The sequence below is a fragment of the Amycolatopsis sp. cmx-4-61 genome (assembly GCF_046548775.1).
Taxonomy (GTDB): domain Bacteria; phylum Actinomycetota; class Actinomycetes; order Mycobacteriales; family Pseudonocardiaceae; genus Amycolatopsis.
Map to the genome: position 1 here is coordinate 21,377 of NZ_JAEBEI010000009.1, position 23,780 is coordinate 45,156.

Below are 23,780 nucleotides of genomic sequence, written 5' to 3' on the forward strand. Positions count from 1 at the left end.
GATTGTTTTCCCAGCTCACCTTGGGGGAGGTGACTGGATGGCGTGGGTTACGCCAATCGGGTCCGACCCGGCTCAGGTCGACTACCGCCTCGGCCTCGGACACGGCTGCGTAGCCGAGGGAATCAACGACGCGCAGCTGGACTACCACACCGACATGCGCGAGCGCCCGCTCGTGTGGGCCGGCAAGGGGCTGGACGACCTCGGAATCGAGGCCGGAACCGAGCTCACACCCGAGGATTTCGACAAGGCCCGCGCCCTGGTCAACGGCTACCACCCGACCACCGGTGAGCAGCTGGTCGCGCACAAGAAGGGCGTCCCGCGCGAGGCGAAACTCGCGCTCGCCCCGCTCGTGCGCAAGATCGAGGGCATCGCCCGCGAAGCCGACGTCCCCGTCGAGCAGGTCCTCACCAGCAACCGGATGCGCGCGATGTACGGCCGCGCTCAGCGCGCCGTCGAGCGCCAAGGCGAGGCCGCGGTGCTGCGTGCCGACTACGCCGGCCAGCTCGCCGACGCCGCGGGCCTCACGGTCGAGGAGGTGTGGGGCGAGGACGTTTTCACCGCCGCTGTCTCCCGGCTTACCAAGACCATCACCCATCCCGACGGCACCCAGGAACAGGTCGACAACCGCGTCACCGTCGGCAACCTCGCCTACGACGTCACCCTAACCCTCGATGGCGACTTCCGGGCCGCCTACGGCCTCGTCGACGACGAGACCCGCGCCGAGCTCGATGGCATCTTCACCGACCAGGCGATGGAGACGTTCAACTGGCTGGAGAATGTCGCCGCGTACGGGATGCGCGGCCACCACGGCGACGGCAAGACAGCCGAGGTCACCGCCGGAAACGGGTTCGCCGGCTGGGCGATGTTCCACCGCACCGCCCGCCCGGTCGACGGCGCAGCCATCGGCGACCCGCACTGGCACGTCCACTACACGCTGGCCAACATGACCAAGGGCGAAGACGGGAAGTGGTCCACGATCGCCGCCGGCGGTCGCGACCTGATGCGCCACGCCCCGGTCGTCGACCGGCTGCTGCAGGCCGCCGTCCGCGACGTGCTCACCCGCCGCTACGGCGTGCAGTACCGTCGCAACGACAGCACCGGCCGGTGGGAGATCGCCACCATCCCCGACGAGGCCATCCGCTTGTTCTCCAAACGAGGCCAGGGCATCGAAGCGGCGCTGGTCGAGATGGGTCTCAGCCCCGAGGAAGCCACCAGCGCGGTCCGCCGCGTCGCCGCGTCGATGACCCGCGAACGCAAGAGCGAAAACACCACCGCCTCCGATGAAACCCTGGCCGGCCATTGGCGGCAGGAAGCCATTGACGCCGGGCTCGACCCCGACCAGATCACCCACGACACCTTCCGCCGCGACCTCGCCCACAGCGCCGTCGCGCAACCGCGGCCGAGCCTGGACGAACTCGCCACCCTGCTCCAGGACGTCGAATCCGGGCTCACCGCACATACCCGCCGCTTCTCCCGCATCGACGCGATGGCCGCGGTCGCCGACGCGCTCCCGGTCGGCGGCAAGCACGCCGAGATCGAGCAGCTGACCGACCAGGTCCTCGAGCACGCCGGGTTCGTCAAACTCGCCAAGACCGCCGGGCCCGCCAACGCGCCAGAGCCGACCAACGGCGAACGCCGCCAGCTCGGCGCCGAGCACATGGCCAACGCCACCCTCTACACCACCCGCGACGTCGTCGACGCCGAAAAGGTCATCGTCGCCAAAGCCGAGGCCAGCACCCCGGACAAGACCCGCATCTGCGTCAGCCGCGCCACCGCCGAGATGGCAGCCAGCGCCATCGAAGCCGCCGGCGGCTTCGAGCTCTCAGCCGAACAGCGCCGCGAACTGCTGCGGATCACCACCTCCGGCGCCGGACTGGACTCGCTCGTCGGGCCGCCCGGCAGCGGCAAGACCACGCTGATGGACGCCGTGCGCGCGGCGTATCAAGCCGAAGGACTCGTCATCGCCGGCACGGCCACCCAGGGCGTGACCGCGCAGACCCTGCAGGCCGAATCCGGCATCCCCAGCCGCACCATCGCGCAGTGGCTCTGGCGCATCGACAACGGGCCGGGCCTGCGCGGCGTCGACGTCCTCGTGCTCGACGAAGCGGGCATGATCGACGACCGCGCCCGCGCCCGCCTCTACACCGCCGCCGACGCCGCCGGCGTCAAGATCCTCGAGATCGGTGACCCCAAGCAGCTACGCGGCGTCGGCGTCGGCAGCTCCTTCGGCGTGGTGCACGCGCTCGTGCACGGCGGCGAACTGGAACAGAACCGACGGCAGTCCGAAGCCGACGAACGCGCCGCCATCGCCGCATGGCGACGCGGGAACTACAGCGAAGCGCTCACCTCATGGGCCGACCGCGACCGGCTGGTAGTCACCGAAACCGGGCAGGAAGCCACCGCCGCGATGCTCGCCTCCTGGATCGACCAGCGCCAGGGCGCGCCGGACGCGTTCACCGAGCAGCGCGGCCTGCTCATGGTCGCGGCCACCAACGAGATGGTCGACCGGCTCAACGACGGCGCCCAGGCGCTGCGGGCCGTCGCCGGGGAACTCGGCCAGGACCGCACCTACGACCTTTCCGGCGGCCGGACCGTCACCTTCTACGAGGGCGACTACGTCATGGTCCGAGTCAACGAACGGCAGAAAGGCGAGCCGGACGTCCTCAACGGCTACCGCGGCGTCATCGACGCCATCCACGACGACGGCAGCCTCACCGTCCGGTGGGAACGCGCCACCCGAGCAGGCCGCATCGTCGAATCCCGGGTGCTCGGCCCGGAGTTCGTCGCCAAGGGCGGCTTAAGCAAGGGCTACGCCCTCACCATCCACAAGTCCCAAGGCCTGACCATCGGGGCTGACGGTGCCACCTGGACCGGGGACGACGGCCAACGCCGTGGCGGCGCCGTGCTGTTCAGCGTTGCCGGAGCCGACAACCCCGGCAGCTTCGTCGCCGCCAGCCGGCACAAGCTGGCGATGTGGATGTTCCTCGCCCGCCAGGACGTCGAAGGCTCCCAGGACGAATATCTGCTCGGCCTGCCGCGCACCGCGGGAGAGCGCACCCGACGCGTGATCACCAAGCTGGTCGACCGCGCGAAAGCGACCGAGATTAACCGCAACGACACCCCGGTGCTGGTCGACCTCGGCCTCCTCGAGGACCCCAACGCGCCAGCCCGCAACACTGCTCCGCCACAACAACCGGGGCGGCGGGGCCTGTCCCCGGAGGAGATCGAGCAACGCCGCGCGTTCCGCGCCCAGCGGCACGCTTCCGACGTGGTGCGCCGAGCCAAGGCCGAAGCGATGCTGCGCGAGGAATGGGGCGAGCACCCCGCCGTCGACCGCGTCACCCACGGCGCCGCGTTCCGGTCCCTCGCCACCGTGCTCGACCGCGTCGACAAGGCCGGCGGCGACCCCCGCGACCTGCTGCGCGCCCTCGACCCGGACGACATGATCGCCCCGAACGTACGCGACGCCAGCCGCTTGACCACCGCACTGGTCAAGGAGGCCGCGCTCGCCGACCCGGCGACTGCCCGCCCGCGGCACCGACCGCTGACCAAGGCCCAGCGCGAGGCCCGCGCCGAAGCCGCCGAGCAAGCCCAGCGCACGGCGACCGCCAGCCTGTTGCGCGAGGAATGGGGCGAGCACCCGGCAGTCGAGCGCGTCATCTCCGGACCGGCGTTCGGCGCTGTCGGCCAGAACCTTGCTGCCGCGGCGGCGGCCGGCCATGACCCACGCGTCGTCCTACGCGCAATCGACCCGGATCTGCTGGTGCGGGCCCGGATAGAGAACCCCAGCGCGTTCGCCGCCGCCCGGATCCGCGCCGCCGCGTCCCGGCCCGAGCCCGTCGGTTCGCCCGCCCGCGGGCCTCAACAGACGCAGGAGTCGCAGCCGCCTCCGCCCGAGGCTCCCGCCCGGCTCGACGTCCTGGTGCCCTCCTACGAACGTTCCCTCGCCCAGCTGGCCACCCGCCCGACGCCGGCTCCCGCCACCGTCCCGGCCACCCCCGCGCCCGCGCAGCCAGCACCGGCCGCTGCGCGCCGCCGCGACGCGATGTGGCCCAGCTGGCTGCCGACCCCGCCCGCACCGGAAGCGCTGGCCGGACGCGACCGCGCGGTGGCCGCCGCCACCGCCGCCGACGCGCGGCGAATCCGCGCCCGCGTCGTCGAGCTCGGCCGGTACGCCACCCGCGACCGACCCGACTGGGTCGAACAGCTCGGTCCCGCCCCCGACGGCGCCGCGCCGCGCGCCCGCTATCTCGCCGCGGTGACCACGATCGCCGCCTACCGGGAACAACACGGCGTCACCGGACCGGACCCGCTCGGGCCGCCGCCCTCCGACGGGCAGCTCCAGCACGCCTACCAGGCCGCAGCCCAGGCCCGCGCCCACCTGGAACGCGAGGCCGCTCACATTGCCCCGCAGCCCGCGTCCACCCCGAACGCCCAGCAGAACCCCAGCCAATCGAAGGCCGTCCCGACACCACCGGCCGACACAAGCAGGAAGCCAAGTGCAGCCACCGACGCCCGGCAGCGCGCTGAACGGATCGTCGAACAGCAGCGCCGCGCACAGCAGCAGCCCCGCCCCGACCACGATCCGCGCCGCCCCGGGCCCGGTCAGGGGCCGCGCCCCGGCTACTGACTCTGCCCCGACCTGCTGAACGCCTGGCACAGCAACGCCCTCAACCAAAGCAGCTGGGACTGCGACATCGAGGAGCCCCGCCGCGGGACCGCCGAGGCACTCACGCTCGGGCGGGCAGTGCCGGTGCACGAAGCCGCGATGGCGATGCTGGAGACACAGCTGTCCGCCGCCCACTAGCGAAGTCCGCGTCGCCGACGGTGCACCTGGTCGCCGGCCGCAGACCTCATCGACGCCGAGCTGCACAAGGTCGCGGCGATAGCCGCCTGGCAAGAGTCCTGGACCTTCGTCGACCAGACCCGGCTCCGCACGACATTGCGTGAGCAGATCCGCCTCGCCGACGACACTGCCGCCACGACCGGCTGACGGTCTCGTGCTCAGCGGCTGCCCCCGGTGCCTTCGCGCGACACCCGGGGGGCAGTCGGGTCAATTCTCGTCGTGGTCAGCTGATGGCGGCCAGCAGCGCCTCGCGCTGCTTCTGCCCGAGACCACCGAGACGTCGGTTCTCGGCGACCTCGGCCTGCTCGAGCAGCTGCCGCGCCCGCACCTCGCCGATGCCGGGCAGCGCCTTCACCGTGGCGAGCACCCTGGTCTTGCGCACGATCTCCTCGCCGTCGTCGACTCGCTGCAGCACGGCGCTGAGAGTGATCCGGCCGTTCTTGAGCTGCGCGAGCATCATGGACCGGGATTTGCGGGCTTCCGCGGCCTTCGCCAGCGCGGCCTGGCGCTGTTCGGCGGTCAGGGTGGGCAGTGCCATCCGGGGTGTCCTCTCGGTTGATGGTGATATTCCCGCTGACGTCCCCGGTCAGCGGGGATGACGGCAGTTCACGTTCGCCGGCGGCCGCGTCGCGCCAACGTGGTGCAAACGTCGCCAACTGGCAGGTAGCCTCATCGGCACGTGGTCGTTTCCCACGTTAGTGGGGATCGCGATCTTCGCTGCGGCGGACTGCATTGCAGGACAACACAACCACGTTCGGGGGAGGCCGCAGGTCTCACCCGAGGGAACCCAGTTCGTCACCCCCGGTTCCCCCCCCCCGCCGGAGGTGACGAGCAACCAGCCGGACCGCGCCCTCAGCGCGCGGCGAGGGCCGGCACCGCCGGGTGCGGCCAGCCTTGCAGGCCGAACGGCTCACCACGACGGAACAGTTCCACCCCGGCATGGGTGTAGGGCACGGTGTCGGCCGGGAGCTGGTCCTTCGGGAACCACGCGATCTGCGAGCACTTGTGCGGCTCGGCGTTGCGCGGCTCTCCTCGCCAGCGACGGGCTCGGAAGAAGAAGCCGACGCGGGCCTGGCCTTCAGGGTTGAGGTAGTGGACGGTGGTGACCATCTCCAGGTCGTCGCGTTCAACCACGACGCCGAGCTCCTCGTGGGCTTCGCGGATGATGGCTGCGATCATGTCCTCGCCGGCTTCGAGCTTGCCGGAGGGCAGGTTCCACTGGCCGTCGGCGTAGCCGGTGCCTGCGCGCTGGGCGAGCAGGACCTGCTCCCCACGCTCCAGGATGATCAGGACGTCAACGAAACTGGTGTAGGGCACGTCGGATCTTCCTGGGCTGTTCGGCGGCGTGGAAGGCCACAGGCTATCCGGCGACAACCAGATCGGCCTCGGCGACGCGCTGGACGATCCACTCGACTCGCTGCTCGGTCTCGAGACCCGCAGGGACGTCGAGCACGGCGACACCGAGCCGGTCGTAGAGTTCGCGCAGCGTGGCGGCAGCAGTGTCCTGCAGGTCGGCAACCTTGGCGCGGAATCCGTCACTGGGCTGGCTGTAGCGGTCATGGGTGAAGAACACGACGTCGTAGGTGGGCGCCCAGGACCGGCAGAAGTGTTCCATCGCGTCGAGCACCGCGGCGTCGAGGCTGCCGGGGACGACGTCGAGCAGCATCCGGGCATAGGCGAGCACGTTGACGATCGTCTTGTCGGCGATGAGGAGCTGGTGGTTGCGCGCGGTCCGCAGTTGGTCCTGCAGGTGTGCGGCAAACACATCGACTTCCGCGGCGAGATCGAAGGTGCCCCGGCCGTGGATGACGATTTCCTCCATGAACGGGCTGGACCGGGCGGGCTCGCCCATCGCGGCGACGTTGACGCCTTGGCGCCGGAAGTGGGCGGTCAGGGCGTGGAGCAGGGTTGTCTTGCCCGAGGCGTGCGTGCCGTCGATGGCGACGACCCGGCACTCGCGAATCGGCATGGTTCCTCTCACAACAGGTCAGTGAAGATGGGGTGGCGGAGCCAGGAGAAGGCGCCGTCGAGCCCGACGGCGAGCAGCCGGTTGACGTTGAGGGTGTCGCTCCACTGAGCCTGGCCGGTGGCACGCAGCGCCACGAGCGCGGTGGAGAGGCTGTGCCGGAGGTTGAGCACGCTGACGCGCTCGCGCGCCTCGTCGGAGCCCTTGCCGAGGTAGTCGCGGTGCAGGGCGGTCATCGAGGTGCCGCGCAGTTCGGGCTGGGTGACGTCGAGGTCCAGTTCGGCACAGACGTCGACCAGGCGGCGGGACTTGCAGGCCAGGACGTGGTCGGTGTCGTAGCGGGTGTCGACGACGCGGCGTTCGGCCAGTTCGTCGGCGCGGCGGCCCCGCCAGCTTTCCCGTGCCGCGGCGACGGCGGGAAGCGGCTCGGCGCTGGCGTTGGCGAGGACGCTGAGGTCGCTGGTGAACTGGTGGCCAGTGACGCGGTCGGCGGAGGCGAACGCCGTGCGCACCGCGGCGTTGGCCGAAGCCAGCAGCTCGGTGGTCTCGCCGGGGTCTTCGATGTACACGCTGGTGTAGGTGAAGGGCAGCTCGGCCAGGTCGGTGGCCGCCCCCGAACTGGGAACTGCGGTGTAGACCACGGAGTAGCAGAACGGCTTATTTCCGTTCTTGATCCGGTAGTTCTTCGTCCACTCGACGTCGATGGACGCCCACAACGTCGTCCCGGTGGGGCGGCGCGGGGCCCGGCCTCGCTTGCCGGAGATGTTGGTGCTGACGATCATGTCCGCTCCTTCGGAAGGTCAGGATGGTGGCCCGGTCATCTTGCTGCCGGGCCACCATCGGTGGCCGGTCAGGGGCGGTCAGGTGGCGGTGACCTCGGGAAGTTCTCCGGCGAGCTGCTCAAGGCGGTCCCAGGCCGCGTTGGAGACGAGCTCGTCGAGGTCCACGGGAACGGTCCAGTCGTACCTGCCGGAGGCACGGGCGGCGACCAGCGCGATCGCCAGGGTCCGGGTCAGTGCTTGCCGGACCGTTGCGGCTGCGGTGGCGCTGCCGTCCGGGTCGGCGACCGTGGCTGCCTTGAGCGCGACGCGCTCGCACACGCCGGCCAGGTCGGTCTCCTGAGGTTGGCCGAGGTCATGAGCGGTGTCGAGCATGCGCGCCATGCCGCGGCCCTTGGTCGTCCGGTCCACCCACTGCTGACGAACCGTGTTGACGCCGGGAAGGCGTCGTCCTTCGGTCGCGAAGCTGGCGAGCCTCGCCAGGTCGGGGTCCAGGTTGTGCCCGGCGAGGATCTTGGCCTGGCGCCGGCAGGCCACCAGGATGTTGTCCAGCCGCTGCACCATCACGGTCGGTGACTCCGGTTCCAGCCCGCTCAGCACCTCGAATCCGAAGTTGAGCTGCAGGCCGTCCAAGACCAGAGTGCGGGTGCTGACCGTGGTCAGGTAGACCGCGCAGGCCCAGGTCGGCCGATGGACGTAGCCGGCCCAGCCCACGGCGACGGTCGCGAGGATCGGCCGGTCCTTGCCGAACGGCCGTTGCCCGGCACCGAACGGCGTCGTCGGCCACAACAGGTTGCTGGTACTACGCATGGCTGCCGCCACCGCGCGGAGTGGTGTGGATGCTGGCGCCGAGGTATTTCGCGACGTGGTTGCGCTTGAACCGGTAGCGGCTCCAGATCTCGCTGACCGGCTCTTCCAGCACGTTGCCCAGGGGCTCGAACAGGTCGGGCGCGTCGTATACCGGCCAGGCGTTGGCCCTACCGGTCGGCTCGATGCAGATCATGTGGCCTTCGGTTTCCGGCGTCCACGCGGTCAGACGCAGCGCCGGTCGCCAGGCGAAGGTCGAAGCGAGGCTGACCAGCTCGTTGAACTTCGCCTGGGCCTCGGTGTTGCTGATGAATTCGTGTTCAGCGAGGTCGAGGGCGTTGCCCTTGCGCAGCGGCATGATCAGTTTGAGCTTGCCCGCGTCGAGGGTGTCGGCGATCTGGTAGGTGAAGGGCAGGCCGTGCAGATCCGAGCGCAGCACCACACACGAGAGCGACAGCGGCAGGCCGTGCTCCTGGAAAACACGGATACCGGCCATGACCTTGTCGTAGTCGCCGCGGAGTCGTTGGGTGAGTGCCCGTGGGCCTTCCAGGCCGACGTTGACGTAGGCGACCTTGCCGACCAGTCGCTCAGCGTGCTGCAGCGCCCTGGTCGCGTTCGTCGGGATGCCGAGGATGAAGTTCTCGGAGTACATGTCGACGATGTCGCCGAAGTCCCGGCGCATCAACGGTTCCCCGCCGGAGAGGAACACGCGCTTCACCCCGGCCAGGTTGGTACGCATGGTGTCGAGCTGGTCGAGCGTGGGATCGGGGAGTTGCAAGGTCTCTGAGCACATGACGCAGTCGAAGTCGCAGCGCTTGGTGACCTGGAGAATGGTCGAGAGCGGGGCGGTGAGCTGGCCGGCCAGCTCGTCGACGGACGTCTCGCCGTTCAGTCGGAAGTGGTGTCCTTCGGTGAAGACGACCGGTCCGGACTGCGACGTGGCCGGGGTCCGAGCGGAGGGCAAGGTGGGCATACCGAGGTCGGTCACGGAAACCTCTTTCTCGTACCAGAGACGGAACGAGCGGGGGTTGTCCGCCACGGTTCGGGTTCCGGCGAACTTCCCACGCAGAACAAGTAAACGTTACTAAGTAACGTTTACTTGTTCAATACGGCGTTTGGGGCCTGTTCCTGCCGAGTCGGATGAACCATCCGACGTGACCCGGCTCTTGCGTGCCCGGAGGTGTGCCAGGTCAGGCATTCTCGGCCCAGTCCACCAGCCGGCGTACCGCGTCCCCGTACGGGAGCTGGAGAGCCTGCCCGGTCACCGCAGCCAGCTCATCCCAGCTCGCCGGTGATGGGAACGTCAGCGGAGGAGCGGAGCGGGGGAACACCTGAGTCGCCGCGTTCTGCTGTTCGTATTCGCGGACGGCCGAAGCCAGGTCGCCTTCGGTCGGCCATTGCCGGGCACGCTCTGACTTCAGCGGGTGAGTCGCGACGGTCGGCGCGACCGGAGTGACGGGTTCGAACCAGCTCATTGGCGGCAGCTCAGGCGGACGTGCCGCCGTTGGAGGAGGCTGGCTGCCACGGGTTTCGATGCCGCGCCCGGCGGCGCCGGGTTCTGGCCGGTACGCTTGGCGAGGAAGGTGCGTCCCATGTTGTCGCCGTGGCAGCGGCTGGTTCATCGAGCTACGCCGGTATTCCGGCGTTGAGGTCGCCCAGCTGCACGAGGTGCTTCCGGCAACGTGCGCAATCGTCGAGGTGCTTGGCGATCTTTGCTCGCGCACGCATACCGAGACCGTCGCGGAGGAATGCAGCGAGTGACTGGGCGGTCGAACGGCAGCGATCGCTGACGAAAGAGCTGAGTTGTGCCTGGACGTAGGCGGTCCGCAAGCCAGCGCGCGCCCGGTAGGCCAGTGCGGAGGTCGCGCTGGCCGACAGCCCAATCCTCAGCGCGACCTCAGAGACGGGGAGTTCTTCAACTTCGGTCATCCACAGCACGACCTGCCATCGGGCGGGCAGCAGTGCGATGGCCTTGGCCGCCGCCGATCGCTCGAGTTCAGCGATCGCGGTGTCGATGGCTGGCGCCGAGACCAGGTCCGGAGGAACGGCAGCCGGATCGGCGAAGTTCTCGACAAGCTCGAGCTTTCGGGTCCGGCGGATGCGGTTGTAGGCGACGTGCCGCAGCGTTGTAAGCAGATAGGCGCGGAACGCGGTGGCCGGTCCTTTGCCGTCGAGTAGTGCCCACAGCACTTTCGTAAACGCATCGGACATCAGGTCGTCGGCGTCGGCCTGGCAGCGGGACAGGTGGCGAGCGAGGGTCGCGGCGGCCGCCCGGTGTCGCGCGAACAGCGTGCCGAACGCAGATTGCCTGCCGCTTCGGATTGCCTCGATCAGCTCAGCGTCCGTGCGGACGTCATCTAGCGCGCGCACGCGCTCATCGGTTCCATCGGGTTCTGCGCCTGCAGTGGACTCTCCCACGACCTGGCCCCCGTCCGTCGGTGCAACGAGATGATCAGTAACGGTTACAATGTAACGTTACTACATCCTGTTTCCGAAGGTCAGGAGTGCTCATTCGCTCGATCGGACCAACGACCTGGCCGCCGCGGGACTAGCGGTCCCTGCAGCTTGTAGGCCAAAGATGGAACCTCCCCGTTGCTCACCGCCGGGGTGATCGACAAACATGGGACGCGATGCAGCGTCGCTTCCGCTGAAACTCCGAGCGGAATAGCTGTCGGCGAAGGGGGACACATGTTCGGCCCAGACGAGGACTACCTCACCACGCAGTCGCGAGCTCTGCTGCGGGCAATTCAGGACGAGGTCGCCGCGGCAGACGCCGGCCACGTTGATGAAAACGGGCTGAGTTTGCGTTTGGCTGAACACTTGGCGGCTGAGGGTGGTGTTCGACGGCACGACATCCTGGCAGCGCGTGAGCTGCTCTTGGCGACCAGCGCATGGTTCCGCGGCAACGAGGATGTAGCAGACCTCTTTGCCGCCAGAATGCACCGATTCGATCCGAGTTCGCGGGAGCTGCTGTGTCACCTGATGCTGCTCGAAACCGGATGTGACCTCGGGTGGCTCCCGCTCCAAGAGCACCAGAAACTGCTGGGGTACGCACGAGCTGTGGGCCGGACCGACATTGAGCTCCGTGCCGGGAAGATCACTCCGCTGGTTGTGCATCCGCCCTGGCCGAGGCGGTGCCACCCCTAGCCGATCCCTTCTTTCCTGCTGGCTTCCTCGTCGGCCACGGCATGACCTGAGCGCGTGCCCCGGGGCGGTTCGCGATGTCGGCCTGGACGAACCTGTCGAACTCGTCGTCGGTCAGGTCCTGCCGCGCACTGGGTTCGACGTGCCTTCGGGTCTCCTTGCACTCCCGCCAGTTCGCGTACGTCGCGAGCCGGTTGAGCGCTGGCCACAGCCAGCGGTCGCGCCACGCGGTCATCGCCGTGGACGGCCGACTGCTGGAGCAGTAGGCCTCACGCCAGGCCGCGTAGAGGTCAGAGAGTTCATCGACGGCGACGGTGTGCCGGTACCAGCAGGGCGGAATGCTGACCTCGCTGACCAGCGGATAACGGCGGGTCAGGTAGTCGACGAACCACCGGGTCTCCCGCCAGAGCTGCGCAGTCTCGTCTTGAGTGAGGAACTCCCACGCCCATCGGGAAGGCCGCGCCAGGTTGACACGCTCGATCAGGCTTTCCTCGAGCGCCTGGAGCGCTTCGTCCAATGACTCGACCCGGGTGGCCAGGACGCCCAGCTGGACGCCCTGCTTGTCGCTGGTGGCGACCAGGTCGGTGACGACCTCGGGCAACATCGACTCGTCGAGCAGCGGGACGTCCTCCGGGTCGTCCAGCGGCCCTCCCAGAACCTCGGCCACGGCCTGGGCGGCCGCCTCCTCGATCGCGCCGTCATCGACTGCGCCGTGCTCGTCCGGCGTCCGCTGCTTAGGCACGGGGCACACCGCCCGATCCGGCCCAGCCGCTATCGCCATCGTCGGGTTCGGACTCCGGCGGCTCGATCGGCATCACCCCACCGGTCGCTGCGACCAGCTGTCGGGTCTGTGCGCGAGAACGCTGGACCCGATCGGCCAGGCCTGGGGTTTGCCACCAGCCGGGCAGGTCGACGAGGGTTGCCGGCATATTGCGGTAGAACAGCAGGCCTTGGCCGTCGACCAGTTCTCTGATCTGGTTGATCGGCAGTGCGCTGCGGTACCGCTGCGAGACCTGTACCTGCGACCGTCCCGGACCGGTCGACACGCTGGTCTGATCAATCGCCCGCTCCTGCAGCAGCCGCGACATCGCCTCGAGGTCACGGTAGTTGGACAAGCCACCCAGGATCAGCTTCACCGACGCGTTGTCCCAGATTTCGATCGCCTGTTCCGGTCCCCAACGCTGCCTCAGCTGGCTGAAACTCTGCACGAAGACGTACAACTCAATGCCGCGACCTCCCGAGTCGGCGAGCCGCATGCTCAAGTCTTCCTGGGGGCTCACGTTCGCGGCCTCGTCCATGACAACCCTCAGTGGAGGGTCGAGTCGAAGATCCCCTTCGGCAAAGGCCGGAGACGTCAACTGCTCGTCGGTCTGGAACTGGGACAGAATTTCCGCGCGGTGCAGTACCTCCGACATCAAGGCGTTGACGATTGGTGCTGCGCTGTTCTTGCGGCCCCGGCTGACCAAGTACAGCGTGTCCCGGCCGGACCGGACGAGGGCATCGATGTCCAGCTGCGGCTCGCCGGCGCGAGGTGTGCAGGCGTCGCGGGTTTTGGGCGAGGCCAGGGGTCGCAGGAGCAGCGCGAGCGTCGAGTAGATCGCCCCACCGCCGCTGGAGTCGTTGTTGCTGGCGGCGCTGTCGAGGATGCCGCGCAGCTCCGCGGCCACGCCGAACGCCGCGGCGGGGTGGGTGTCGAGGATCTGTTCCGGGCGCCGCGACTTCGTGGTGGTCCACAGCCGCAGCTCGTCGACACCGGCGCCCGAGAGCGCGGCCGCATGCAGCAGCGCGGCCAGGACACCTTCTGCGCTGCCGCCGAAGTAGCCGCCGCCCTTGGTGTCGCCCAGCGGCCGAGCCGAGCAGATCGCGATTGCTCGCCGCAGCGCGGTGTCGTAGTCCTCGCACCCGGCGATCGGTGACCAGCGAAGTTTCGACGGCCACGGAGTGCGGCTTTCCGGATCGAACACCATGACGGCGCCCATCCGCTGGCGTTCCATGATCGTGAGCTCGAGCAAGTCGAAGCGTGTGCTCGTGGCCACGATGGAGCCGGGCGCAAGCATGATGTCCTGGACCGCCTGGCGGCCGGTCTTGCCCATCCGGACCGGCGCGACCACGAGCTTGCTGTCCTCGTGGGTGGCGAACAGCGGGTGCCCGGTCTCGCGTTGCACCGCGAACCGCGCTCCGGCCTGGTCAGGGTCCGGGTGCTCCTGCGCTGCCAGCGACGGCCGCAGCCGTCGCGCGGAACGGATCACGGCCTCGGCGCCCAGCCGCTCGTCCAGCACATCAGGCTTTGCCAGGCCGTCCTTGGACGGCTGGCGCTGCTCACGTCGCTGTCGGCGGCGACGTAACCACCGCAGCGCCGCAACCACCGCCACGACCTCTCCGCCGAGCGCGACTGCCATCAGCAGGTAGGTCGGCACCGACGGCGGCCACGCCGGCACGCCGAACAGCGCGTGCGCGAGCAGCGTGCTGTACAGGACGTCGCAGACGAGCAGGAACAGCCCGGTCAGCAGACTGCCGGTGAACACCCCGACCATCGGTTGCGCAGTGGGCAGCTCGCCCGGCTCGTAGGGATCAGGCTGCATCGCGAAGGACTCCGGTCAGCGACCCGTCGGTGTCGGTCAGCGCGACCTCGCGTGGGGACCGCTCATGCCGCAGCAAGATCGGGTCGTACACGCCGACTTTCATCAAGCATGTGCCCTGCTCCAGCGACATGATCGTCTCGGCTGTTCCTACGGGAAGGTTGTACAGCTCGACGCACGCTTCCGCGTCGTCGAGTGACCCCTGCCCGTAGATGAACACCGTCTCGGCCTCCTGCAGCAGACTGCGGGCGGGGGAGTCCACAGGCATGTCGGAGAGATGGTGAAAGCCGCCGATGTTGGCCAGGCCGAGACCCCGGCTGAGCTTGGTGTTGCGTCGGTAGATCGTGCCCACGTTGCCTTCGGTGACGTGCCAGCCCTCTTCGATCACGTTCACCGTCTGCAGCTGCCGTTCCGATCGACGGGCCAGCATGTTGGTCTGCCAGGTGTTGATCAGGGTCATCACCACGCGCAGCGCGGGGCCGTCGAGTGGGAGCCCGGAGATGTCGAAGTGGGTGAAGCCGCTGGGGTGATCGAGGTGCACCTCCGGGCTGGTCTCGGCATCGACCAGCCCGGCCAGGTCTTCCTCGATCATGCGCTCGAGCGCGAACGCCGGATCGAGACCCCAGTCCTGCAGCTCGTCGACGGTGCGGTTGAGCGCCTCGGCGTCGCCGGCGGCGGGGTGCAGCAGATGGTGGACGATGTCGCCGATCACCGGCACGCGGGCGCGCTCGCGGGCGCCGCGCGTCGCGGCGACCAGCGCCTGCCGCAGAGCCTTGCCTTCCCGCTCGGCTACAGGCCGGCCGAGCGCTTCGCCCAGTACCGCGCGCAGCAGCATCATCTGCCCGGTCGGGCGGGACAACGCCGACCCGGACTCGGCGTCATCAAGCTGGTCGTCGCCGAGCGCGATGACCGGATCGAGCAGGTTCAGCCGCGACCCGCGACCGTCGACGGTGAACCTGATGGAGGGCGCGCCGAGGAACCGGGCGAGCCTGGTGTACTCACCAACGCCGGATTGCAGCTTCTTGTCCACGACGACGACGCGGCGATCGTCGAGGAGCAGCTGCCGGATGCAGCCCCAGGTCTTGAGCAGCGACGACTTGCCCTTGCCGACGTCGCCGATGACGGCGGCGTTCACGCTGGAGATCCGCTTGTCCTCGTAGGCGACGAACAGATCGTGCGTGACCAGCTGTCCGGTGAGCAGGTCGGTGCCGACGATGAGCCCGCGATACGACGTCGGCGGCGAGCTCAGCGCGAGATTGAGTGCCTCGGCCTGGCGGGTGGTCGAGTGCATCGGCTCGACGCGCGGCTCGTACCAGCCCCACCGATCCAGCCATCGCCGCCGACGCGGTGGCGGCAAGATACGCGGAACGTGGTGTTCGGGCGCCGACCGCGGCGGTTGCCATCCGACAGGTGCCGCAGTTTTTCCCTTTGGCGCAGCTTGAGCGCGAGGCGCCGTCACGCTGCATCCCGTTCCGCTGCCAGCTGCTCGCGCCGAAGCCGCCGGATGATCTGATAGTCCGGCTGGGCGATCCCGCCCCAGGAGCCGTAGACCTCGTCGCGCATCAGAGCCGCGGCCAAGCACTCGCGGCGCACGGGGCAGCCGCGGCAGAGCCCGTCGACGCGAGCACGTTCGGCGTCCAGCTCTTCGCGCCGCAGGAATCGGGTGCCGTCAGGCAGGAAGAACTGCTCGGGATCACCGCCGCGGCATCGGCGGCCGTCGGCGTTCTCCACACCGAGTTGCAGCTCACGAGGATCGGCGGTGAGGAGATCCTCCACCGAGGCCAGGCGCTGGTGGTGAAACGCTGTGGGGCCGCGCATCACGCCACCGCCATTCCCCGTGCGAGCGGATAGGTGGACAGGACTGCGAGGTCGTGTGCCGCGTCTTGCCACACCAGGTCGGTAATCGCGGAGCCTGCGGCCTCGTTGGCGACCCGCATGCACGCGCGGCGCAGCTCGGCCGGGTCGGCGGCGGTCACGGAGATCGCCATCGACCAGTCGACCCCCTGGTGCCCGGAACCCGGCGCCAGATCGCGGAGGCGTCGCTGCGACGCGGAGAGCAGGACCGAGTCGGTGCCGTCGTCGATGCTGCCGGACTTCGCATCACCCAACATCGACGCCGAGTCCTGCGTGACGTCCTTGACCGCGCGAGCCCGCGCGGTCTTGTCGGGCACGAACTCCATCCGTACCGACAAGGTGCGGATCACCGACGGGCTGACACTGGTCAGCAGCGGTGCGAGCCATCGCGGACCGAGCGGGGCCGGCGCGATGCCATCGCGTGGCAACACCGCGGTGCGGGTGTACCAGCGGCCGTTGACCAACAGCTGCTCGGCCTCGGTGACGTAGGACTGCCAGCAGTTGTCCCACCGGGCGCCTTCATGCCGGTCGATGGGCCAGGACGGGTCCTGCAGGGACCGCAGCACTGCGCAGGTGCGCTGCTCGCCGAGCACCAGCGGCCGGCTCAGCTCCGCGCGGGACGCCAGGTCCGCCAGCCGGGCGAGCTCTTCGCGCACCAACCCGGCCCAGCCGACGACACCAGTCCCGAACGGCCGTGCTTCCTCGAAGAACTCGAGGGTGAGCGGGAACCGGGCGACCAGGTAGTTGCGGTGCTGCTCGGCGACCAGCGCGGTGCCTTCAACAAGGTCCTCGTAGGACTCGACCAGCGCTGACAGCCCCGGCCGGGTCGAGACCCGGCTCGCGACGAAGGCACGGTGCAGGGCCGGGTCATGCGGCAAGATCCGGTTGATCTGCTGCAGCCCGCGGATGAACGACCCCTGTTTCCCCAGCTGCGCCAGCAACACGCCATAGCGGATGCTCGTCGTGTCGTAGGAGTGCTCCGATCGCAGACCTGCGGCTTGTCCCTGCACCTCCAGAACGACCGACAGGTACGGGCGTTCACCGGGGTTGTGGTGGTGCAGCACGAACAAGTCGTCGTATCCGGTGTCCTTCAGCGGCAGTGGTTCCACCCGTCCGAGCGGGACCGGTAGTTCCCACAGTGGTCCCGTCGCGTCTCCGTCGGGCATCGCGCGGGCGCCGGTGGCGACGTACGTTGTATGCCCCGCTCGAAGGCGAAGCGTCCACCGAAGCGTCCACAGCCAGTTCTCGACGAGGGATCGACGGCCTGACCACGGATGCACGAGAGCCCAGGTGCCACCGAACAACACGACCCCGGCGACTCCGCCACCGACGCCGCGTACGCCGATCCAGAACACGAACGCGCCCGCAGCAGCGACACCGAGCGCGACGTAGGCCGGTTTGCTCAATGAACCGAGGAAGCTACGGCGGCGAACCTCACCGCCCAGTACCGCGATACGCATCATTCATCAACTCCTCTGTGCGGGATCGACGTCGAGGTCGGCGCCGTGCCGGCTATGCGCCGCGGTCCGCAGACGGTTGAACGCCGCGACGCCCGCGTTCGCAGCGACCCCCCACGGGCCGCTGGCCATCCCCGTGAGTGCGCCGAGCGCGCCCGCGTTCGCGGGCGTGCGGGCGAGGCCGGAAGCGGACCGCGCGGCGGCGGCGAGAAAGCCGCTGGGCTGCTCGCCGCCAGAGCTCTGGCTGAACGGGCCGTCGCCGGTTGACGTCGCTGCCGACGTGGCAGCTGCGGCGGTGCGGTTCCACAGCGCCTGAACGGCCGCGGGACCCCCGCGCATGACCTGCGCGCCGGCAGCGCGCGGTGTCGGTCCCGCGCCGTGTAGCCGTGCAGCTGCCGATCCCGCGGGGGCGCCCGGCGCAGCGGACACCCGCGAGGCTTCGGCCCCGCCGCGAGCCATCCCGGCGGTCTTGCCAGCCTCGCGGCCGAAGCCCAGCAGCCGGCTGGCGGCGTTGCCCACCGTCGCGGTCGAGGCGGCCTGCGCGGCGCCGCGTGAGGTCGGAGAGGACGTCGGCGCCTTGGGACGCGGTGCGTTCAGCCGCGCTCCGGCAGTTCCGGGCGGCGGTTGAGGAGCGGACGGCTTCGATGGGGTCTTCGACCCCGACTCGTAGGTCTGGGCGATGGATCGGGGGCCACTGTCCGGCGACGAGGCGTTGTTGGTGCGGTGCCGGTCTGCGAGCGCGCCGACTGTGGCACCCACCGTCGAGGCCGTTCCGAAGCCGGAAGACGGCTGCGAATCCATGCTGTCGGCGGCTGTCGGCAGCAGCGGGAAGTACTTCAGCAACGAGAACGGCGCAAGTCCCATGATCAGCAAGATCACGATGATGAAGACCAGCTGCGTCAGCAGCGGGATGCCGCCAGATTTCAACGCCGGGATGGAGGCGTTCCCGTCGATCGCTTTGAAGCCGAACCCGATCAGCAGGAACGTCGCGGGCTTCGCCAGCAACACCCCGCAGTAGGTCATGGGGACCCGCAGCGCCTTCTTGCGCTGTTTCGGGTGTACCCACATCCCCCAAGCGATGCCAGCGACGAAACCGGAGAACGGGAGCGCCACCGACTGCATGGCCAGGCCGACGAACATGCTGAACGATCCGATGACCATCAGCAGGAAGATGACGATTCCGATGATGACGCCGCCGGGGACAGCGGCGGCCGTGACCGTGCCGATCAACGCGAGCTTAGCGACTGCGGAGTTGAGTGACCCGGCTTGCCAGGTGGCGATGCCGTCGGTCAACGCGTCGGTGAACTGCCCGAGCAAGGTCGCGATGCCCGGCGCGAACACCGCGAGGAACAGGCCCAGCGGCAAGTTTTTGAACAGCGATTCCTGCAGTTCCTCGCGGCCGCCGCTGCCGCGGGCGGCGCGGATGATCATCAGAACTGCGCACAACGCCATCACGACGATGCCGATCCCGGCCGACGCTGCGTACGCCTGGAGGAACCATGCGGCCGAGGGATCGAACTTACTCGAGGCGGCCAGTCCCTGCAGCACCTTCGCTGTCAGGTCGGTCGCCGAGTTGTGCAGCGCGTTGGCGAGGTCGTCGACCGCGCCGGCGGGGTTGACCACGAATTTCGCGATCTCCACAGCGATGCTGAGGATGCCCATGAAGGCGTCTACGAGGACCTTGCCGCCGATGATCTCTGCGGTGCCCACCGCTCCGAAGAATTGGCCGATCTTGTCGAGCCAGCTGGTGTGTTGGTCGATGTAGTGGGCGATGCCGGCGAAGAGGTTCGCCACGTCGGTGTTCCAGGCGACGCAGCGTTTCAGGACGTCCTGATTGGACAACGTCTTGCCGCAGTCGACGAAGAACGCTTTCTGGCAGAACGGTGATCCGGCGCTCTCGCACGGTTTCGCCATCCGACGGATCAGGGCGTCTGGGTCGTCGGCGTTGGCGGCGTAGGGCTTCATCGCCTCGAGCGAGTCTGGGTCCGGGCCGGGCGCCCAGATGAATCCCCATGCGTTGTCAGCTGGGGTAGTCCAGCTGCGCAGGTCGTCGGCGCAGTAGTTCTCGCTGAGGTGGTAGGCGTCGCGGTCCGCGGAGCTGGCGGGGAATGTCCGGGGCAGGTCGGCTGGTTCCTTGTTCGGATCACCGGCCGCCATCAGCAGGCGGGCCTCAGGTGGCGCGGACCAGTACAGCAGACGCGGCTCGTCCTTCATCACCGCGTTGATGTACATGCCGACGTTGCCGCCTTTGTTCACGCAGTCCGGGTCGTGAAACCAGGGCCCGTCCTTGAACTCCGGTGTTCCGCCGACGAACTTCTTCAGGTCAGCGGGGAAGCCCTGAGGGACTTCACCGGCCGGACTTGGCTGCGCTGGCTGCGCGAGGGCAGTGGGCGCGCTGAACGTCAGCAGCGCGGCCACGGCGATCAGCAGCGCGGTCAGGCGCTGGATCATGCTCCCCCCAAACGTTCATGTCAGTTGATGAAGACGGTGTAGAGGCCGTTGGTCAGCGGCGGGACCGACGCGCCGGTGCTGGACTGCCCGTCGCCCGGCTGCGGGCCGTTCTTCGTGCGGAAAGAGACGACCTTCCAGTCGCCTTTCTCCCAGGTCAGCGCGTAGGTCTGGGTGGACCAGTCTTGCGACGTCGTGACGCCGCCGCCGATGCCTGCCGACGAGCCGACCGCGACGATCCACACCTCGACCGTGGCGGCCGAGCCGGTGAAGCTTGTGACCCGGGTCGTCACGGGCGTCTTGGAGGTCTGGTCGTCGCCCGGTGCGCCGGTGGCGGCCGACAACGCGGCGCGGGCGTGCGCGTCGGCGGCCGCGGCGATCCAGGTTGATGCGGTCTCGGCACCGTCGGCGTTGCCGTGGGCGACAGCCGTCTGCACCTGCACGGCGTTCACCGCCGCGTTCGCCGCGCCGGCCTGGTCCTGGGTGTAGCCCGACGGCACCCCGTTGCGGATCACCTTCGGACCGTGCGGCGCCCCGAGGCCACCGGCCGACGACGTCGGCGCGCCCCCGCCAGGCCCGCTGTCCGAGTTGCTCCCCGCTGGGCTGATCAGCCAGCCGGCGACGCCGCCGATCAACAGGGCAACGACGATGGCGGCGGTGATGACCGGCCAAAGCCGGCGGGGTCGGGCACCCGTGGGACGGGCGGGCTGAGGTGCGTACGTCGTCATCTGCGTGCTCCAAGGTCAGAAGAGGGCGATCACTGCACCGAAGATGATGCCGATTCCGGCCAGGGCAGCGAGCGCAATTCCGGAGCGTTTCGCGGATTCGCTGTGTTCCAGCACTGATCCGGGATGCCCACCGCGGCGGGCCGACTGCAGTTCGACGACGGCACGGATCGCGCCGAAGGCGATGATCACGAACCCGATGCCCCAGGCCCCGGCCAGCAGTTTCTTCCACGCAGAGTTGAACTTCATCCCGAAGAACGAGAAGTCCGGCGTGACACCGTTGAACGGATTTGGCGGCCCGCCGCCGGTCGGATCCGCGGGTACGGACGGTGCCTGGGTGAGGAACTGCACACCCAAGTCCAGGTAGTGGTGGATCATGCTTGCGCCCTTCTGAACGGCAGCGCCGTGACCGACGCGCCGAGTCCGTGTGAGTCCTGAGACGCCGGCCGGGGTGCGCCCCGCGCCGGCGGGTGCGCGCGGGTGACGTCGCCGCGCTGGTCGGGACGCTCGCGCCGGACGGCGGCGAGCTGATCGGCGACTGCGGCAGCGACCATCACCCAGGCGCGGCGCGTCGCAGGCCCGAGCCGGGTGAACACCAACGGCACGCCAGCCGCCAACTGCGGATCGTGCGGAACCTCGAGGACCACCCCGCAGCGCGCGTGGAAGTGCTCAAGGATCCGCAGGCGGGTGGCGTCCGGGGGAGTCGTCATGCCCGGGCGCACCAGCACGACTGCACCCGCGACCAGGCTTGATCGTCCGCTGGCGAGCAGCGTGTCGAGCATCCAGGAGGCCGCCTGCGCGACGTCGATGTCGAGCGTGATGGGAACGACCAGGCAGTCTGCCGCGGCCGCCGCCCACCTCCACCTGGCGGAGTGGACGTCGTTGCCACTGTCGATCACGGTCAGCCGGACGTGTCGTTCCAGCAGTGCGGCGATCCGTCCGCACTCGGCGGGCCCGACCGGATGCGGCGACGTCGGGTCGGTGTCGGCGGCCAGGACTTCGGCTCCGGAGGGCTGGCTGCGCAGGTAGTAGGTCATGTCCCCGGCGGTGGTCGCGGAGGTCACGAGATGTTCGGCGGCGGCGAGCAGATGTGACACCGACGTGGCCGGGGTTCGCACCTCGGCGCGGTCGCCGAGGTTGCCGCGGGCGTCGGTGTTGTCCCACGCGACGACGCTGCCTCTGCGGACGACGGCCAGTGTGTGGGCGAGCAGCAGCGTCGCGGTCGTGGTGCCTGCGCCGCCCTTCGGGCTGGCGACCATCAGCACCCGCGACCCTCCGAGGTGCTGGCGAGCAGCGGCTTCGGCGAGCCGGTACCGCTCTTCGGCCTTGCCGGGCTTCGGTGTGATCAGCCCTCCGCTGAATCGGCGGAGACGACCGCGCCATCCCCACTGGGGGGGTGCGCTGGTCGCCGACGGTGAGGGCGCTTCCAGGGGCTGCTCAGCGGCGCCCGGCGGCTTCTCCCCCTGACTGTCGTTCGCACGCTCTGCGGCCGGGCCAGCCGACCGGCTGAGGTCCACCGGCGGTTCGGCGCCGTATCCTCGAGTGTCTTCGCTGCGCATTTCTATTCACCTCCTGGAATGGGGCGGGCGGCGACGTTGCGGAAATCTCCGCCGAGTCGCACGTTCGAGACCTTGACCACGTCGCCACTTTGCGGGGCCTCCAACATCACGTGCCTGCCTGCGGCGACGCCGAGGTACATGGCGACGTGGTGCTGCCCCCAGAACAGCAAGTCGCCCGGCTGCGCTTGGGAAAACGGGACGACGACCTTCGCGTTGGTGAGCTGTGTCCGGGACGGTTTTGTCAACGTCACGCCGGCTTGCGCATACGAGTAGAACGTCAACCCGGCGCAGTCGAAACCGACCTTGTTGTAGTCCCCGTGCTCGTCGGCGACCCCGCCGTCGTGGATCCCGCGGGTCGGCCCGTTCGCGTCGCCGCCGCCCCAGGCGTACGGGGTTCCGAGCCACGACAGCCCGGCCGCGATCGCCTTCGCGATCTGCGGAGACGCCGCGGTGACGTCGCCTTCGACGCCGGCCTCCGGCGGCAGCGTCACGACGTTCCCGCCTCGGATGTGGACCTGAATTTTTCCCTTCAGCGATTGGTCTTCGCACTTGAGCGGGCCGCCGGCGGCGCCGTCGAACAGCGCGGAGACCAGCGCCTTGGCCAGCGGTTCCCACTTGGCGTACCGCTCGCCGTGCCCGCTGGCCTCGACCAGCTCGGCGAGTTCGGCGTTCGTGCGGGGGTCGGCGTTGTAGCCGGGGGCTCGTTTTGTGAGCACCGTGAAGAACCCGCGAGTCGCCGGTCCGGGGGAGCCTTTCGGGTTGTAGCCGACGTAGGCGTTGTACGGTCCCGGCTGGATTTGCTGGAACAGCCCGAGGGCGTTGCCGTTCTGGGCGTCGGGGTTCAGCGTCGATTCCTGCATCGCCGCCTGGAGCGCGATCGTGGTGCCCCGTGCGGTGATGTTCAGGCCCTTGGCCGTGCTGACGATCGTCTGCGCTGCGGAGATCTGCGGCGGGGACAGCGTGATCCCGCCGAAGATGCTTCCGCCGGTCGGTGGCTGCGGCGGGTCTCCCGGTGCCGCGATCGGTGCGGGCGCGCTGCAGGTCGGGGGTGGCCCGACGGCTTCGGCGCGGTCGTCGTTGCCGAGGACGAGCACCGTCGCCAAGGCGGCGACCACCGCGAGCGCTGGGACTGCGAGCAGAGCCTTCATCAGCCGGCGTCCACAGCGACGTCGACCAGCCAGCGCCCGTTGCTCTGCCGGACCACGGCCCGGGTGCTGGATTCGGGCGCGGTCTGGAACGGGCGGCCGTCGGCCAGCCGGGTGCGGTTCGCCGTGACGATCACGAAGACGCGGTTCTGCCCCGCTGGCGCCTCCGGGTCCACCTCGGCGGCGACGTGGTCGCAGGCGCTGCTGACCTTCATGTCCTGCATCTGCCGGTAGGCCGCCTCGGAGTCGCCGGCTGCGAGGTCGGCGGCTGCAGCGAACGAGGTTTGCAGCGCGGCGGCCCGCTGAACGTTCGCGTTGCGCGGCTGCTGCCAGTCGGTGCTGCACCACTGGGTCATCCAGGCCGTGGCCACCGAGACCGGGGAGGCGTAGACGTCGGCGGTGAACGGCGGCGACGGTGCCGGTGCCGGCACTCCGGTCGGAGGGTTTGCCGTGGTCGTCGCGGGGAGGCTT

At 69.3% G+C, this 23,780-nt stretch carries 21 protein-coding genes; 2 read left to right on the top strand and 19 right to left on the bottom strand.

All coding sequences use genetic code 11. The annotated features are described in order from the left end of the window. Nucleotides 1–37: 37 nt before the first annotated feature. The gene (gene mobF, locus ACLJOU_RS24775) at nucleotides 38–4,630 is read left to right on the top strand and encodes a MobF family relaxase (RefSeq protein ID WP_410570340.1); all 4,593 of its coding nucleotides are present in this window, start codon (nucleotides 38–40) and stop codon (nucleotides 4,628–4,630) included. 439 nt (nucleotides 4,631–5,069) lie between these two features. On the opposite strand, the gene mihF is transcribed toward mobF, so the two are convergent. From mihF to ACLJOU_RS24815, 8 genes are all read right to left on the bottom strand, one after another. Continuing rightward, a complete protein-coding gene (gene mihF, locus ACLJOU_RS24780; RefSeq protein WP_410570342.1) occupies nucleotides 5,070–5,384 on the bottom strand; it encodes an integration host factor, actinobacterial type in 315 nt (104 codons plus the stop codon). Nucleotides 5,385–5,698: 314 nt separating this feature from the next. Continuing rightward, complete coding sequence (locus tag ACLJOU_RS24785) at nucleotides 5,699–6,163, bottom strand: NUDIX hydrolase (protein ID WP_410570344.1); 465 nt, start codon at nucleotides 6,161–6,163, stop codon at nucleotides 5,699–5,701. A gap of 43 nt (nucleotides 6,164–6,206) precedes the next feature. Beyond that, nucleotides 6,207–6,815, bottom strand: coding sequence for an AAA family ATPase (locus ACLJOU_RS24790; protein ID WP_410570346.1), 609 nt, complete (start codon nucleotides 6,813–6,815; stop codon nucleotides 6,207–6,209). An 8-nt stretch (nucleotides 6,816–6,823) separates the two neighbouring features. After that, the gene (locus ACLJOU_RS24795; protein ID WP_410570347.1) at nucleotides 6,824–7,594 is read right to left on the bottom strand and encodes a hypothetical protein; all 771 of its coding nucleotides are present in this window, start codon (nucleotides 7,592–7,594) and stop codon (nucleotides 6,824–6,826) included. Between the two features lie 78 nt (nucleotides 7,595–7,672). Beyond that, a complete protein-coding gene (locus tag ACLJOU_RS24800; protein ID WP_410570349.1) occupies nucleotides 7,673–8,401 on the bottom strand; it encodes a hypothetical protein in 729 nt (242 codons plus the stop codon). Further along, nucleotides 8,394–9,386 (bottom strand): radical SAM protein, encoded by a 993-nt coding sequence (locus ACLJOU_RS24805; protein WP_410570350.1) that lies wholly within the window; start codon nucleotides 9,384–9,386, stop codon nucleotides 8,394–8,396. Before ACLJOU_RS24805 ends, ACLJOU_RS24800 begins: the two co-directional genes overlap by 8 nt. A gap of 202 nt (nucleotides 9,387–9,588) precedes the next feature. Beyond that, nucleotides 9,589–9,873, bottom strand: a complete 285-nt coding sequence (locus ACLJOU_RS24810; RefSeq protein ID WP_410570352.1) for a hypothetical protein — start codon at nucleotides 9,871–9,873, stop codon at nucleotides 9,589–9,591. Between the two features lie 151 nt (nucleotides 9,874–10,024). After that, nucleotides 10,025–10,768, bottom strand: coding sequence for a sigma-70 family RNA polymerase sigma factor (locus ACLJOU_RS24815; protein WP_410570353.1), 744 nt, complete (start codon nucleotides 10,766–10,768; stop codon nucleotides 10,025–10,027). Nucleotides 10,769–11,086: 318 nt separating this feature from the next. Here ACLJOU_RS24815 and ACLJOU_RS24820 point away from each other — a divergent pair, with 318 nt between their 5' ends. Beyond that, entirely contained in the window at nucleotides 11,087–11,545 is a 459-nt protein-coding gene (locus ACLJOU_RS24820; protein ID WP_410570355.1) for a hypothetical protein, read from the top strand. Here the strand turns inward: ACLJOU_RS24820 and ACLJOU_RS24825 are convergent. The 11 genes from ACLJOU_RS24825 to ACLJOU_RS24875 form a co-directional block, all read right to left on the bottom strand. Then, nucleotides 11,496–12,284, bottom strand: coding sequence for a hypothetical protein (locus ACLJOU_RS24825; protein WP_410570356.1), 789 nt, complete (start codon nucleotides 12,282–12,284; stop codon nucleotides 11,496–11,498). The two genes, ACLJOU_RS24820 and ACLJOU_RS24825, sit on opposite strands and share 50 nt — an antisense overlap. Further along, nucleotides 12,277–14,124 (bottom strand): type IV secretory system conjugative DNA transfer family protein, encoded by a 1,848-nt coding sequence (locus tag ACLJOU_RS24830; protein ID WP_410570357.1) that lies wholly within the window; start codon nucleotides 14,122–14,124, stop codon nucleotides 12,277–12,279. The genes ACLJOU_RS24825 and ACLJOU_RS24830 overlap by 8 nt, the downstream gene beginning before the upstream one ends. After that, a complete protein-coding gene (locus ACLJOU_RS24835; RefSeq protein ID WP_410570359.1) occupies nucleotides 14,114–15,412 on the bottom strand; it encodes an ATP/GTP-binding protein in 1,299 nt (432 codons plus the stop codon). Before ACLJOU_RS24835 ends, ACLJOU_RS24830 begins: the two co-directional genes overlap by 11 nt. Nucleotides 15,413–15,576: 164 nt before the next feature. Then, entirely contained in the window at nucleotides 15,577–15,939 is a 363-nt protein-coding gene (locus ACLJOU_RS24840) for a WhiB family transcriptional regulator (protein ID WP_410570360.1), read from the bottom strand. Further along, nucleotides 15,939–17,438 carry an SCO6880 family protein gene (locus ACLJOU_RS24845; protein WP_410570361.1) on the bottom strand — a complete coding sequence of 500 codons (1,500 nt, stop codon included), beginning with the start codon at nucleotides 17,436–17,438 and terminating at the stop codon, nucleotides 15,939–15,941. The genes ACLJOU_RS24840 and ACLJOU_RS24845 overlap by 1 nt, the downstream gene beginning before the upstream one ends. Nucleotides 17,439–17,441: 3 nt before the next feature. Beyond that, nucleotides 17,442–19,883: a hypothetical protein gene (locus ACLJOU_RS24850; RefSeq protein ID WP_410570363.1), complete on the bottom strand. Its 2,442-nt coding sequence runs from the start codon at nucleotides 19,881–19,883 to the stop codon at nucleotides 17,442–17,444. A 20-nt stretch (nucleotides 19,884–19,903) separates the two neighbouring features. Further along, nucleotides 19,904–20,608 (bottom strand): hypothetical protein, encoded by a 705-nt coding sequence (locus ACLJOU_RS24855; RefSeq protein WP_410570364.1) that lies wholly within the window; start codon nucleotides 20,606–20,608, stop codon nucleotides 19,904–19,906. A gap of 15 nt (nucleotides 20,609–20,623) precedes the next feature. Beyond that, complete coding sequence (locus tag ACLJOU_RS24860) at nucleotides 20,624–20,983, bottom strand: hypothetical protein (protein ID WP_410570366.1); 360 nt, start codon at nucleotides 20,981–20,983, stop codon at nucleotides 20,624–20,626. Further along, nucleotides 20,980–22,164, bottom strand: coding sequence for a MinD/ParA family protein (locus ACLJOU_RS24865; protein WP_410570368.1), 1,185 nt, complete (start codon nucleotides 22,162–22,164; stop codon nucleotides 20,980–20,982). The genes ACLJOU_RS24860 and ACLJOU_RS24865 overlap by 4 nt, the downstream gene beginning before the upstream one ends. Before the next feature lie 2 nt (nucleotides 22,165–22,166). Beyond that, complete coding sequence (locus tag ACLJOU_RS24870) at nucleotides 22,167–23,312, bottom strand: C40 family peptidase (protein ID WP_410570370.1); 1,146 nt, start codon at nucleotides 23,310–23,312, stop codon at nucleotides 22,167–22,169. Then, on the bottom strand, nucleotides 23,312–23,740 hold the full coding sequence (locus ACLJOU_RS24875; RefSeq protein ID WP_410570371.1) for a hypothetical protein: 429 nt from the start codon (nucleotides 23,738–23,740) through the stop codon (nucleotides 23,312–23,314). Before ACLJOU_RS24875 ends, ACLJOU_RS24870 begins: the two co-directional genes overlap by 1 nt. Nucleotides 23,741–23,780 lie beyond the last annotated feature (40 nt).

What these genes read in the sequence shown, in the direction of transcription:
- mobF (WP_410570340.1), top strand. Translation starts at nt 38, where the DNA reads ATGGCGTGGGTTACGCCAATCGGGTCCGACCCGGCTCAGGTCGACTAC.
- mihF (WP_410570342.1), bottom strand. Translation starts at nt 5,384, where the DNA reads ATGGCACTGCCCACCCTGACCGCCGAACAGCGCCAGGCCGCGCTGGCG.
- ACLJOU_RS24790 (WP_410570346.1), bottom strand. Translation starts at nt 6,815, where the DNA reads ATGCCGATTCGCGAGTGCCGGGTCGTCGCCATCGACGGCACGCACGCC.
- ACLJOU_RS24795 (WP_410570347.1), bottom strand. Translation starts at nt 7,594, where the DNA reads ATGATCGTCAGCACCAACATCTCCGGCAAGCGAGGCCGGGCCCCGCGC.
- ACLJOU_RS24800 (WP_410570349.1), bottom strand. Translation starts at nt 8,401, where the DNA reads ATGCGTAGTACCAGCAACCTGTTGTGGCCGACGACGCCGTTCGGTGCC.
- ACLJOU_RS24810 (WP_410570352.1), bottom strand. Translation starts at nt 9,873, where the DNA reads ATGAGCTGGTTCGAACCCGTCACTCCGGTCGCGCCGACCGTCGCGACT.
- ACLJOU_RS24820 (WP_410570355.1), top strand. Translation starts at nt 11,087, where the DNA reads ATGTTCGGCCCAGACGAGGACTACCTCACCACGCAGTCGCGAGCTCTG.
- ACLJOU_RS24830 (WP_410570357.1), bottom strand. Translation starts at nt 14,124, where the DNA reads ATGCAGCCTGATCCCTACGAGCCGGGCGAGCTGCCCACTGCGCAACCG.
- ACLJOU_RS24835 (WP_410570359.1), bottom strand. Translation starts at nt 15,412, where the DNA reads ATGCACTCGACCACCCGCCAGGCCGAGGCACTCAATCTCGCGCTGAGC.
- ACLJOU_RS24840 (WP_410570360.1), bottom strand. Translation starts at nt 15,939, where the DNA reads ATGCGCGGCCCCACAGCGTTTCACCACCAGCGCCTGGCCTCGGTGGAG.
- ACLJOU_RS24845 (WP_410570361.1), bottom strand. Translation starts at nt 17,438, where the DNA reads ATGATGCGTATCGCGGTACTGGGCGGTGAGGTTCGCCGCCGTAGCTTC.
- ACLJOU_RS24850 (WP_410570363.1), bottom strand. Translation starts at nt 19,883, where the DNA reads ATGATCCAGCGCCTGACCGCGCTGCTGATCGCCGTGGCCGCGCTGCTG.
- ACLJOU_RS24855 (WP_410570364.1), bottom strand. Translation starts at nt 20,608, where the DNA reads ATGACGACGTACGCACCTCAGCCCGCCCGTCCCACGGGTGCCCGACCC.
- ACLJOU_RS24860 (WP_410570366.1), bottom strand. Translation starts at nt 20,983, where the DNA reads ATGATCCACCACTACCTGGACTTGGGTGTGCAGTTCCTCACCCAGGCA.
- ACLJOU_RS24865 (WP_410570368.1), bottom strand. Translation starts at nt 22,164, where the DNA reads ATGCGCAGCGAAGACACTCGAGGATACGGCGCCGAACCGCCGGTGGAC.
- ACLJOU_RS24870 (WP_410570370.1), bottom strand. Translation starts at nt 23,312, where the DNA reads ATGAAGGCTCTGCTCGCAGTCCCAGCGCTCGCGGTGGTCGCCGCCTTG.